The organism is Amycolatopsis azurea DSM 43854 (genome assembly GCF_001995215.1).
Taxonomy (GTDB): Bacteria; Actinomycetota; Actinomycetes; order Mycobacteriales; family Pseudonocardiaceae; genus Amycolatopsis; species Amycolatopsis azurea.
The window spans coordinates 1-12,328 of the sequence record NZ_MUXN01000021.1 but is presented as its reverse complement, the minus strand read 5'-3'; the positions used below and the strand labels follow the sequence as shown (position 1 = coordinate 12,328).

The following is a 12,328-nucleotide window of genomic DNA, read 5'->3' as shown; positions in this document are numbered from 1 at the left end:
CAGGGTGCCATCCGCCGATCGGGGCCGACATCCGGATAACCCCCGGGTTCACCCACCGGGTGGCCCGATGGCTGGGGGAGGAGGAGCAGGCCGTTCCACGTCCTGGGCGAATCGCACCTGGTTCCGGCCGTTCTCCTTCGCCACGTAAACGGCGGCGTCGGAGGCGTGCAGGAGTTCCTCCAGTGATTCACCGTGACGAGGGAACAGCGCGGCCCCGATCGAGGTGGTCCGGCCCGAGATGGTGACGCGGCTGCCCCGTTTGTCGGTAGTCACTATATGCAGTTCGGCGATAGCGCTGCGCACTCGCTCGGCGGCCAGTTTCGCCGCCGTTTCGTCGATATCGGGGAGAAGCACGAGGAATTCCTCGCCGCCGAACCGGCCGATGACGTCGGCGGGCCGGGTGACCTCGTCCAATTTCTGTGCCACATCACGGAGGACGTCGTCGCCCGCGGGGTGTCCATAAGTGTCGTTAATCCACTTGAAGTGGTCGAGATCAATCATCAGAAGTGCCAGGTTGTCGTCCGATCGGGCGGTCCTTCCGAGCGCCCGATCGGCCGACTCCGACCATCCGCGCATGTTCAGAACACCGGTTTTCGGGTCCGTCCGCGCGTCGTTTTGCAGTTGGTCGATCTCGGCGAGGCGATTGAACACCACCGTCACCACGGCCATCACGATCACCATCGGCGGCATGATCAACAGTAGTACCGCGGTGACCGCGCCGAGGCCGATCGTGATGGCCTCCAGCAGGTTGTCCGCCGCGTTGCCGAGCACGGTCGACATCGACGGCCGCTTCGGCGAGCCGATCGCGAGGATGCCGCCGATGTAGGCGATCTGCACCGCTTCGAAGACCATCCCGGTGATGATCAGGACGCCGAATTCGCCGAGTGTGTCCCAGCCGGAAATCCGTCCCCATTCATGCGGTCCGAACGCGGCGAAGGTGAGCGAAGCCAAGGTTACCGAAACACCGTGGGTGACTGACGAGAACACGAAGTTGTGCGCCGGACGCCGGGCGATGAACCAATGCTGGATCCGGACGAGCGCGATGATGGAAAGCGTCAGTGAAAGCGGCAGGATGACCGCGGCCGGAAATGTCCAGACCGCGGTGAGGTCGATCAGGACCGTACGGCTGCGATCACGTCGCCTTTCCTCTTGTCGCTGAGTGAGCTGAATATGCGCCGTCGCGCCGACGGCGAGAATCGCGAAACGGACCCAGTCTGTTTTTCCCGGATTCGTGGAATTCATCGTCGCGAAGACCATGATCGCGATTCCGATGGCCTCCATCGCGAAAAGGAACGCGATGAATCGCTTGGGCCGCTGCCAGAGCGCCCACACCCTGGGATCGTACGGATGGCGCTGCGGCGGCTCGTCCTGGTCACCTTCCGGGCTTGCCTGCCCGCGTTCGGTCACCGGTACGCCGCTCTCCGCGGCGGCCGCCGCCGCTCGCTCGTCAAGGTCGCCGGTGCCGTCGCCGTGCTGGCGGCCGTCGCCGGTCTCGGCTGGCAATTGCTACCTCTTTTCCGCGCGGACGGCACGGTTGAGTAATCTCACCGGTACCGACTGATACACCGTTCGTATTCCACGGCCGGTATCATCCCATCGCATCAGTTGTTCGACACCGGCGAGGGTGCCCGCGAACACGGTCCGGAGGTGGCAATCGTGTCCCGTGATTTCTGATCTTGACGGCTGAATGTTTTTCGAGACGCGGTACGGAAGGGGTGACGGATAGTGTCCAGCCGTGACTTCTGAGCCCGGACAAGGTATTAGTTCGCAGCGAGGTTCCCAGGAGGTGTCAGACCATGTCGAGCCGTGACTTCTGATCGAGAGTCGTTTCTTTTCACCCGGCTGCCGAAGAGCAAGGTGTGGAAGCAGTGTTCCGTCGAGTTTTCCGAGTTCGAGCCCACCGGGCGGCCGTGCCGCCTCAGGGGTCGTCCAGTGTGGATTCCTCATGACAGCAACGGTTCCGGGCTGGATCCGTTGAGGTGCCCCCAGCTGAGCGCGACCAGTACGGCCAGCAGCAGGCCGACCACGCCTGCCAGCGCGATGGCCGAGGTCGCCGCCCCGAGCCGATCGGCGGCGAGCCCGCCGAGTCCCGCCCCTATTCCCTGAGCAACCCGCAACCCCGTGCGATAGACACCGCCCGCGCCGCCCCGGAGCTCGTTCGGGACCCAGGTGATGAACGTGGCGCTCACCGTGATCAGATACGCCCCCGCGGCGCCCGCCGCGGCCAGCAGGAGCAATGCCGGGATCAGCCCCGGTTTGAGCGCGAAGGCGATCAGCGCGACCATCGGCAGTGCCGCCAGCACGCCGAGCAGCTTCCTTCGTTGTTCCGCGGAGACGAACCGGGACAGCAGGAACGCCCCGACGACGAAGCCCAGCGGGTCGGCCGCCAGCAGCCAGCCAACGGCCTGTTTCCCCACGCCCATCTCGGCAGCGAGCGGGGCGGCGAGCCCTTCGGGGATGACGGCCAGGCCGACCAGCCACGAGAACCAGACCAGCACCCGCAGATGACGGTTGCCGAAGACCTGCTTCACCGCGCCGAACCAGCTGCCGTTCCCGTCGGACGCCGCCGCCCGCCGCGAGACGGCGAAGCGGACCACGGCCGCGCTCAGCAGGAACGTCGCGGCGTCCAGGGCCAGCGCCCAGCTCGCGCCGACCTGTGACACCAGCAGACCACCGCCCGCCAGGCCGAGCAGCATGGCGGTGTTGGTCGAGATGCCCCGGATGTCCTGGCTCTTGAGATAGAGGTCGTCGTCGGTGAAGACCTCGCGGGTCAGCGCGTTCTGCGCCGCGTTGCCGGGCGCGTTCGCCAGCCGGGCCAGCACCACCAGCCCGCACAGCAGGGGGAGCGGGGTGCCGGGGATCGCCATGACCGCGATCAGGACGGCTTGGATCAGCGACGAGTAGACGAGGACGGTGCGCCTCGGATAGCGGTCGGCCAGCTGCGACAGGCCGAGACCGCCGGCCAGCGCGGGCAGGAAGGTCAGGGAGTAGACCACCGCCGACAGCAGCGCGGAGCCGGTGCGGTCGTAGACGAGGATCGCCAGCGCGACGATGGTGAGCTGGTCCCCGATGAGGGACTGCACCTCGGCGAGCCAGAGCGCGCGGAACTCGCGGTTGGCCAGGGCGGCGGTCATCCGCGGCGCCGCGTTCGTCTTCACTCCGTGACCACCTCCCCCCGATCGGGTGAACTTAGCTCCCTCGCATTCTTGCCTGTCTTGTTACGTGGCCGACGAGGGAGTCACAGTTGTCGTCCCGCCGAACAACGTTCAGTATGCCTCCGGCTACAGGGAGACGAACAGAACACCGGTGAATCCTTCGCCTGTTGGGCCGATCGGGCTACGCCGTCTGACCGGCGAGTGACGTCGGGCTGACTCGCCCGCCGGTATCTTGCGCCGATCGCACCGCCCTCGCTCGGCGCAGCCCGGACGCCGTTCGTCGCCGCCTGATTTCAGGTTGGGCCGAATGGGCCAACACTGAGTAGAGACCGGCCTGGAGGTGGAGGCCGGCTGGGCCAAAGGGGTGAAGGCGATGAGCGGTTTGCTCGACGACAAGGCCGTCGTCGTGACCGGGGCCGGGCGGGGCCTCGGCGAGGCGTTCGCGGTGCACGTGGCGCGGGCGGGCGGGGCCGTCGTGGTCAACGACGTCGACGCCGAGCTGGCCGGGCGGACGGCGGACAACATCCGCCGGTTCGGCGGCAGGGCGGTCGCCAGCGGGCACAGCGTCGCGGATCCGAAACAGGCGCAGGAGATCGTCGACCTCTGTCTCGACGAGTTCGGCGCGATCGACGGGCTGGTCAACAACGCGGGCCTGAACTACGAGGCGTTGCCGTGGGAGGACGACGCCGACCAGGCCCGCGAACTGGTCGAGGTGAACGTCCTCGGCGTCATGTACACCGGGCTCGCCGCGATCAAGGCCATGGTCGCGCGGGGTGAACCGGGCTCGATCGTCAACATCTCGTCCGGGGCGTCGCTCGGTCAGCGCAAGCTCGGCGTGTACGCCGCCAGCAAGGGCGCCGTCGCGTCGCTGACCTACTCCTGGGCGCTCGACCTGGAGGAGAGCGGGATCCGGGTGAACGCCGTCTGCCCGCTCGCGCACACCCGGATGGTGTGGAAGTCCGAACGATCGCTGCGGTCCTGCCCGCCGGACCGGACGCCGTCGCGGATCGCGCCGGTCGTGCTCTTCCTGCTCGGCGCCGGATCCGACGGGATCACCGGCCAGATGATCCGCTGCAACGGGCCGCAACTGCACGTCATGGGGCAGCCGTACCTGAAGCAGCCGATCCTCGAGCGGCCGGTGTGGGACACCGAGACCGTGCAGCGCGCGTTCGACGAGGTCTTCAGCGCGCACCTGGAGAACTACGGCCTCGAAAAGCGTGTCCCGCCCCGGCTGCGCAAGTGGACGGAGTCGACCCGGACCGCCTAGCGCGCGTGATCAGACGGACGACACATGTGATCAGACGGACGACACGTGTGACCAGGTGAACGACTCGCGTGTCGTCCACCTGATCACGCGAGTCGTCCGTCCCGTCACGTGTGTCGTCCGTTAGCCGATGACGAAGGGGAGCTTCGCGGCCAGATCGCCGAGAGCGGCCTTCTCCGCGTCGGTCGCTTCGCGGCGGCCGGTGCCGACCAGCAGCGCGTCGGTGTCGGAGAACGACTCGGGGAACTTCTCCCCGGTGCGTTCTTCCAGGATCTGACGCGTCCTGGCGAGGCTGTCGGCGGCCGGCCCGTCGATATGCGGGAGATGCGCGACGAGGTCGAGGTGGTGCAGCGTCCATTCCAGGACGTACGCGGCCAGGAAGTCACCCGCGGACAGGACGATGTCGCGGGTGGCGACCCGCGTCGCCGGGTCGGCGAGGCGGGCGGCCCTGCCCGCGGCGGAACCGACGTCGTCGAGGTGGAACTTGAGCAGCCGCGGTTCCCGGTAGGCGGCGGCGAGCCGCACGATCAGCGCGTCGAGGTCGTCCTCGCCGGTGGGCGGCTCGTCGCTGACCTCCCAGTAGCTGACCGCGTCCCGCATGGGTTCCGAGTCGGCGGGGGTCGCGAGGGTGATCAGGACGTCCTGGGCGTCGATGACCAGGTGACACACCAGGTCCTGCACCAGCCAGCCTGCGCAGCCGGACGGTTCGGCGAAGTCTTCGTCGGGGGTTTCGGCGACGGCGGCGAGGAGCGCGGCCCAAGAGCGGGAGAAGAGATCCACGGCCGCAAGCTAGCAGCGGCCGCTCTCTCACTGCGACCCATTTCGCAGGATGGGGGCGATGTCCGTGAAGGACTCCTTGAGGGACCCAGAGTCCCTCAAGGAGTCCTTCACGGACTTGTGCTCAGGAACCGGCGGCGGGGGCCGGAGCGGCGGCGGTGTAGAGGTCCGCGATCGTCGGCGCGTACCGGTCGTTGATGATCCGCCGCTTCAGCTTCAGCGTCGGGGTCACCTCGCCGCTTTCCGGCGTCCACGCCTTCGGGATCACGTGGTACCGCTTGATCTGCTCGATCCGGGCCAGCCGCGCGTTCGCCGCCTCGACCGCCTTCTCGATCTCCGCGAGCACCCGCGCGTTGTCCGCGAGCGATTCGCCCTCGGCGAGTTCGACGCCGTTCGCGGTCGCCCAGCCCGGCGCGATCTCGTCGTCGATCACGATCAGCGCGGTGACGTACGGCCGTTTCTCGCCGATCGCGACGGCCTGCCCGATCAGCGGGTGCTCCTTGAGCAGCCCTTCGATCTTCGTGGGGGCGATGTTCTTGCCGCTCGAAGTGATGATCAGTTCCTTCTTGCGGTCGGTGATCGTGACGAAGCCGCGTTCGTCGATCGTCCCGATGTCGCCGGTGGCGAGCCAGCCGTCGGCGTCGACGTCCGGTTTGATCGAGCCGTCCTCCTGGAGATAGCCGAGGAACACGATCGGGCCGCGGACGAGGAGTTCGCCGTCCTCGGCCACCTTGACCTCGACGCCCTCCAGCGGACGGCCGACCGAACCCGCCTTGAACGCCGACGGCGTGTTCGAGGTGACCGCGCCGGTGGTCTCGGACAGCCCCCAGACCTCCTGGATCTCGACGCCGAGCCCGGCGATGAAGTACAGGATCTCCACCGGCAGCGCGGCGGCGCCGCTGGAGGCGACCTCGATCTTGTCCAGGCCCAGCATCGCCCGCACGGGCGCGAGCGCGGCGGCGTCGGTCTGCGCGATCTTCTCCGCGAGCTCCGGCGGGACCTCGTTGCCGTCACTGCGCAGTTTGTAGCCCTGCTGCAGGAGCTCGTTCGCGGCGATCAGGCCGTTCCGCTTGTCCTCCGGCAGCGAACCGAGCAGGTTCTTCAGGCCCGCGACCATCTTTTCCCACACCCGCGGGACGCCGAAGAAGCTCAGCGGGTGCACCTGTCCCAGCGCGCCGACGACGGCGGTCGGGTCGCCGACGGTGTGCACGTGCCCGGCCCACACGATCGGCATGTAGATCGACAGTTCGCGTTCGGCGATGTGCGCGAGCGGCAGGTACGCGATGTTCGTGGCGTGCATCGGCGAGTCGTGCAGCCGCATGACCGCGTTGGCCTCGTGGATCGCGTTGCGGTGCGACAGCACGACACCCTTGGGATCGCCGGTGGTGCCGGAGGTGTAGATCATCGACAGCGGGTCGTCCGGGCCGATCGCGGACCAGGTCGTCTCGAACGCCGCCGGGTCGCCCGCGTGCGCCTCCGCGCCCGCCGCGCGAAGATCGGCGAACGACAGGAAACGCTTGTCGTCCTGGGGGAGCACGGACGCGTCGAGCAGGACGACGTGCCGAAGCGCGGGCAGGTCGTCGAGGACCTGCGACCAGCGGCCGAGTTCTTCGGCACCGGCGAGCACGACGACGCCGGCGGCGCTGTGCCGGGCGACGAACCCGATCTGCTCCGGGCTGAGCGTCGCGTACGCGGTGCAGGGGATCGCCCCGAGGTGGGCGGCGGCGAGGTCGGCGATCAGGTGTTCGGGACTGCTCGGCGCCATGATCAGCACCCGGTCGCGGACGCCGACCCCGAGGCCGGCGAGCCCGCGGGAGACCTCGGCGATGGCGGTGTGGAATTCACGCCAGTTCAGGGTCGGCTTGCCCTCGATGTCGAGCGACGTGACCGCCGGCAGGTCACCGAACTCCTGGGCGTTGCGGTGAAGCAGGGCGGGGATGGTCTGGCCTTCGATCTGCTCGGCGACGGTCGGCTGGGTGGTCAACGCTGGCCTCCTCGATGCTGCCTGATCAGGCACACTGTAAGGGCTCCCGGCAGTGGTGGATAGAGAATCGCGGCCACGGTTGGGCCACGCGAAATGTCCACCTTTTCCGTTTTCAGCGCGTCAGCACCGAACAAGGAGGAACCTCGGCGATGACCGGTTCGGCACGTGAGCTGATCGACGCGGTGCAGGCGGAGCTCGCACCCCACGACGACGACAACCGGCTCGTCCCGTCGGTCGAGGCGGGTGAAGCGTCACGGGAGGTCTTCGCCGCGATCGCCGCGGAGGAGTACCGGATCGTCCGCAGCGACTGGCGCAGTTTCCTCCACCTCGCGTCGCGTGCGCGGGAGCAGAACGCGCGGGAGTTCTTCGCGACCCTGGCCTCGGGCGAGGGGCTGGCGCTCGGCAAGCTGCCCGCCCTCGCCGAGGAGTCGCCCGGCTTCGAGCCGCGTGCGGGCTGCCAGGCGTATCCGGCGTTCGTCGCCTGGCTGGCGCTCAACGGCGAACCGGCGGACGTCATCGTGGCGATCGTCGCCAACTTCGCCGCCTTCGGCCGGTACTGCGCCGCGATCGGCGCCGCGATGCGGAAGCGGTACGGCTTCGACGACGAGGCGTGCGCCTTCTTCGACTTCTTCGGCGCGCCGTCGCCGGAGCTGGAGGAGCTGGCGGTCGAGGCCGTGCAGGCCGCGCTCGACGCCGGACGGCTGTCCGAAAAGGACGCCCGGACCCACGCGCGACTGTTCCAGGCGTACGAGCTGGACTTCTGGAACACTCTCGCCGACGATGGCGGACGTGACTGACCTCGTAGCCGAGGCCGCGGCGCTGGACGCGGCCGATCCCTTGGCGCACAAGCGAAACGAATTCGACCTCGACGCGGACGTCGCCTATTTCGACGGCAACTCGCTGGGCGCGCCGCCGAAGCACGTGGCCGGCCGGGTCGCCGCGGTCGTCCGTGAGCAATGGGGCGGACGGCTCATCCGGTCCTGGTCGGAGGGCTGGTGGGAGGCGCCGGTGCGGGTCGGCGAGCGGATCGCGCCGCTGGTGGGCGCCGCGCCGGGTCAGCTGGTCGTCGCGGATTCGACCAGCGTGAACCTGTTCAAGGCGCTGGTCGCCGCGACCCGGATCGACCCCGGTCGCGACGAGATCCTCGTCGACGCGGACACGTTCCCGACCGACGGCTACATCGCCGACGAGGTCGCCCGCCTGACCGGGCACACGGTGCGCCGGGTCGTCGCCGAGGACATGCCGGACGAGGTGAGCGAGCGGACGGCCGTCGCGCTGATCAACCACGTCGACTACATCACCGGGCGCGCCCACGACATGGCCGCGCTGACCGACGCGCTGCACCGTGCCGGGACGCTGGCGCTCTGGGACCTCTGCCACAGCGTCGGCGCGCTCCCGGTCGAACTGGACGCGGCGGGGGTGGACCTCGCCGTCGGCTGCACCTACAAATTCCTCAACGGCGGTCCTGGCGCGCCCGCTTTCCTTTACGTGGCCACGAAATGGCTGGACCGGTTCGAACAGCCGCTGGCCGGCTGGGCAGGCGACCGCGACCCGTTCGCGATGCGGGGCGCGTACGAGGCGGACGCCGGGATCGCGCGTGGCCGCGCCGGTAGTCCCGACATCCTTTCGCTGCTCGCGCTGGACGCGGCCCTCGACGTCTGGGACGGCGTGGACCGCGGGACGCTGCGGGAGAAGGGGCTCGCGCTCGGCGACTTCTTCTTCCGGTGCGCGGACGAACTCCTCGACGGCGCGAAGATCCCGACCCCGCGTGGCGCCGATCGTGGGCACCAGGTCTCGGTGGTCGACGACGGCGCGGCCAAGACGATGGCGACTTTGATCGACCGCGGGGTCATCGGGGACTTCCGCCCGCCCAACGTGCTGCGGTTCGGCCTGGCGCCGCTCTACACGACCTACGGCGAGGTGCTCCGCGCCGTCACGACGCTCCGAGACGTCCGGGCATGACACTCGCTGTGGCGAAAAGGGTGAAGTTCATTCGGGAATCGGTGGCAAATAGGTGATCACCTCGCCCCAGCGGGGGAGACATGGCGATCGTTCGCGAATTCGCTGTTAATCTCGACGTTCGCTCTCGCCGGGAGTGTGACGTAGATCCTTCCCCTGCGGCGTAAGGGAAACCCGCGTCACCCGTCTCGGTGGCAAGGCGCGGGCAGCGACGCCCGGAGAAGGAGGGGATCTTGTCGTTCACCTATACCGCCGTCGCCGTGTGCGGTGTCGTCTCCGGTTTCCTGCTCAATGAATTCGGCTCGCGATATCCGGTCGAGACAGCACTCGTCGTGATCCTGGTCTGCGGGGTGGCGACCTTGTGCTGGGCCGGTGTCCGGATGCTCCGCGACGCGTCCGGGAGGGTCGACGCGCTCCTCGAGGACGAGCTCGACGGTGTCCGGGAAGATCATTTCGCCGAAACGGCGGCGAAAAGCTTCGGAAATTCTCGATTCCGTGGTTCGAACGGCGTTACGACGGCGTTGCTCCGTGGTGATGTCGTTCGCAAACCGAACGGTATGTGGAGCCCTGGTCCGAAAGCGTGAGCGAGGTCACGGCGAGTAGTTTTCGGCGGCTTTTCGGCCGGGGCGCGAACGCTTGAAGGTGTTACTTGATCGAGTCCGATGAGCGTCGATCAAGCCGCTGCCTGCGGTAAACCGCCAGGTGATCTACTGGCGAGTCACTTGTCGGGGTCCCCAGGTCCACGTGGTGGACTTTCGAGGTCGGGCGGCCTCTCGTCACCTGGTCACGGCCATACGCGACTACCCTTCGCGTCCGGACTTGACTCACCCGTTTGGGTCTCCTAGCGTCTTCGCGGGCGGAGCGGACCACGCTGTGTTGATCCGGCTATCGGATCCCGCGGGTATGAGATCCCCGGCGACCCGACACCAATAACTGCCGGAAGGAAAACGGACCACGGTGAAGCAGATTTCCCTTCGACGAGGCCGCGGCTCTTCGATTCGTTCGCGCGTTCTCACGATCGCGCTCATTCCGAGCATCGCGCTGATGCTCGTCGGTCTCGCGATCGGCGGGTATTTGATCTTCGACGCGGTCGACGGCCGCGACTACGCGCAACGGATCCGGGCCTCGGAAGCGCCCACCGTCCCCTTCCTCGGTCAGATCCAGGAGGAGCGCCGGCTGACGCTGCGCGAGCTCGCGGGCGACCGTTCGCAGCACGCCGCGCTCGTGGAGCAGCGCGCCAAGACCGACGCCGCCACCCAAGGTGTCGTCGGCTATCTCCAGACCCTGGTCGGCAACTCGCCCGACAGCGTGCAGCGCAACATCGCCACGGTGAGCGGGCTCTTCCAGAAGATGCCGCAGATCCGGCAGTCGGCCGACTCCGGTCAGTTGCCGCTACTCGACGCCTTCACCTACTACAACCAGATCCTCGACCAGTTCGTCGAGGGTCTCACCGGTTTCGCCCAGGACGCGCCGAACGCGGAGAACGCCTACCAGCGGATCACCGCGGTGCCGCTGTTCACCGCGATCGACCAGTTCCAGCGCGCGAACTCCCTCGCCGCCGCGGCCGTGGCGGGCGGCGGCTTCACCGACGAGACCTACCGCGCGTACGTCACCCAGGTCGGTTCGTACCGGTCACTGCTCGAGTCTTCCGTGACGCGAATGTCCCCGGGCGTCAAGGCGAAGTTCGACCAGCTCGTCGCGAGTGATCCGTGGAAGGCCGTCAACACGGTCGAGAACACCTTCCTGCAGAACAGCAAGGCCACGCTCCCCATCCCCGAGCAGACGTGGCTGCAAGCGGCGCGCGGCGTCGGCGACGCGATGATGCGCGGCTTCGTCGAGCAGAGTGGTGCCGCGACGACCGAGGCCATCGACGAGGCCGACCGGACGCTGATCACCTCGGCCATCGCGGCGGCCATCGCGCTGCTCGTGGCGATCGGCGTGTTCATCGTCGCCCTGCGACTGTCCAACCGGCTCATCGGCAGGCTGGCCCGGCTGCGCGAGGACACCCTCGACGTCGCCGAGATCCGGCTGCCCGAACTGGTGGACCGGGTGCGGGCGGGCGAACCCGTCGACCTCGACGACAAGGGTCACTTCCTCGACCACGGCGACGACGAGATCGGCCAGGTCGCCGAGGCCTTCAACAAGGCGCAGCAGACCGCCATCGCGGCCGCCGTCGAAGAGGCCCGAACCCGTGAAGGCACCAAGACGGTGTTCCTCAACATCGCGCACCGCAGCCAGGTCATCGTGCACCGCCAGCTCAAGGTGCTCGACCAGGCCGAGCGCAAGCAGGAGGACCCGGAGCAGCTGGACACGCTCTTCCAGCTGGACCACCTCTCCACCCGCGCCCGCCGCAACGCGGAGAACCTGATCATCCTCGGTGGCGGCCAGCCCGGCCGTCAGTGGCGCAAGCCGGTCACGCTGGCCGAGCTGACCCGCGGCGCCTCTGCCGAGACCGAGGACTTCGCCAGGGTCAAGACGGCGAAGATGCCCGCGGTCGCGGTGCAGGGCCCGGTCGTCGGCGACCTCGTGCACCTGCTCGCGGAGCTGATCGACAACGCGACCTCCTTCTCGCCGCCGCAGTCGCGCGTCGAGCTGCGGGGCAACGTGGTCGGCAAGGGTGTCGTGATCGAGGTCGAGGACCAGGGCCTCGGCATCGAGCCGGAGCAGGCCGCCGAGCTGAACTCGATGTTGGCCGATCCGCCGGACTTCGGCATCATGGCCTTGTCAGCCGAGCCACGGCTGGGCCTGTTCGTGGTCGCGCGCCTCGCCGCCCGCCACGGGATCTCCGTGCACCTGCGCGAATCCGCGTACGGCGGCACCAGGGCCATCGTGCTCGTCCGCACCGACCTGCTCGCGCCGGTCCCGTCTGATGAGCAGGAGGACGAGGTGGACCCCGAGAGCACCGAGGTGCCGGACGCCGCACCGCTGCTCCCGGGCCGTCGTGCCCGTCACCGCACCGAGTTCCCCGCGGAACGGCCCGAACTGCCCGTGCCGATGCCGGTGGCTCCCCAGCCGCAGCTCCAGGACCGGCAGGACCAGCCCGGTGGCACGTTGCCGCCGCTGCCCGCGCGTCAGCCGAGGGTGCCCCGGCCCGAGACGCCGCGGCCCGAGCCGATCCGCCCGGAGCCCGCGCGTGCCGAGGCCCGGCCGCAGCCGGTGCAGGCGCCGCAGCCGCCCGCCTGGCCGCCC

10 protein-coding genes are annotated in these 12,328 nt (G+C 68.6%); 6 read left to right on the top strand and 4 right to left on the bottom strand.

Annotated features, from left to right (window positions below; genetic code table 11):
* Positions 1 to 48: 48 nt before the first annotated feature.
* Positions 49 to 1,332: a GGDEF domain-containing protein gene (locus tag B0293_RS26895; protein WP_005166728.1), complete on the bottom strand. Its 1,284-nt coding sequence runs from the start codon at positions 1,330 to 1,332 to the stop codon at positions 49 to 51.
* Between the two features lie 15 nt (positions 1,333 to 1,347).
* Here B0293_RS26895 and B0293_RS44345 point away from each other — a divergent pair, with 15 nt between their 5' ends.
* Positions 1,348 to 1,542 (top strand): hypothetical protein, encoded by a 195-nt coding sequence (locus tag B0293_RS44345; RefSeq protein ID WP_005166729.1) that lies wholly within the window; start codon positions 1,348 to 1,350, stop codon positions 1,540 to 1,542.
* Between the two features lie 401 nt (positions 1,543 to 1,943).
* Here B0293_RS44345 and B0293_RS26885 read toward each other — a convergent pair whose 3' ends face one another.
* A complete protein-coding gene (locus tag B0293_RS26885; protein WP_005166731.1) occupies positions 1,944 to 3,158 on the bottom strand; it encodes an MFS transporter in 1,215 nt (404 codons plus the stop codon).
* A 370-nt stretch (positions 3,159 to 3,528) separates the two neighbouring features.
* On the opposite strand from B0293_RS26885, the gene B0293_RS26880 reads away from it, so the two are divergent.
* Complete coding sequence (locus B0293_RS26880) at positions 3,529 to 4,422, top strand: SDR family NAD(P)-dependent oxidoreductase (protein ID WP_039919696.1); 894 nt, start codon at positions 3,529 to 3,531, stop codon at positions 4,420 to 4,422.
* 120 nt (positions 4,423 to 4,542) lie between these two features.
* On the opposite strand, the gene B0293_RS26875 is transcribed toward B0293_RS26880, so the two are convergent.
* Positions 4,543 to 5,199, bottom strand: coding sequence for a maleylpyruvate isomerase N-terminal domain-containing protein (locus B0293_RS26875; RefSeq protein ID WP_005166733.1), 657 nt, complete (start codon positions 5,197 to 5,199; stop codon positions 4,543 to 4,545).
* A 121-nt stretch (positions 5,200 to 5,320) separates the two neighbouring features.
* Positions 5,321 to 7,180 (bottom strand): AMP-dependent synthetase/ligase, encoded by a 1,860-nt coding sequence (locus tag B0293_RS26870; RefSeq protein WP_005166734.1) that lies wholly within the window; start codon positions 7,178 to 7,180, stop codon positions 5,321 to 5,323.
* Between the two features lie 149 nt (positions 7,181 to 7,329).
* Between B0293_RS26870 and B0293_RS26865 the strand changes: the two genes are divergently transcribed.
* The 4 genes from B0293_RS26865 to B0293_RS26850 all read left to right on the top strand — a co-directional run.
* Positions 7,330 to 7,977, top strand: coding sequence for a hypothetical protein (locus B0293_RS26865; protein ID WP_005166735.1), 648 nt, complete (start codon positions 7,330 to 7,332; stop codon positions 7,975 to 7,977).
* Positions 7,961 to 9,142 carry a kynureninase gene (locus B0293_RS26860; RefSeq protein WP_039919697.1) on the top strand — a complete coding sequence of 394 codons (1,182 nt, stop codon included), beginning with the start codon at positions 7,961 to 7,963 and terminating at the stop codon, positions 9,140 to 9,142. The genes B0293_RS26865 and B0293_RS26860 overlap by 17 nt, the downstream gene beginning before the upstream one ends.
* A gap of 230 nt (positions 9,143 to 9,372) precedes the next feature.
* Entirely contained in the window at positions 9,373 to 9,723 is a 351-nt protein-coding gene (locus B0293_RS26855) for a hypothetical protein (RefSeq protein WP_005166738.1), read from the top strand.
* A 373-nt stretch (positions 9,724 to 10,096) separates the two neighbouring features.
* Positions 10,097 to 12,328 (top strand): sensor histidine kinase (locus B0293_RS26850; RefSeq protein ID WP_039919693.1); only part of this gene is annotated, 2,232 nt, incomplete at its 3' end.

What these genes read in the sequence shown, in the direction of transcription:
- B0293_RS26860 (WP_039919697.1), top strand. Translation starts at nt 7,961, where the DNA reads ATGGCGGACGTGACTGACCTCGTAGCCGAGGCCGCGGCGCTGGACGCG.
- B0293_RS26865 (WP_005166735.1), top strand. Translation starts at nt 7,330, where the DNA reads ATGACCGGTTCGGCACGTGAGCTGATCGACGCGGTGCAGGCGGAGCTC.
- B0293_RS26880 (WP_039919696.1), top strand. Translation starts at nt 3,529, where the DNA reads ATGAGCGGTTTGCTCGACGACAAGGCCGTCGTCGTGACCGGGGCCGGG.
- B0293_RS44345 (WP_005166729.1), top strand. Translation starts at nt 1,348, where the DNA reads ATGGCGCTGCGGCGGCTCGTCCTGGTCACCTTCCGGGCTTGCCTGCCC.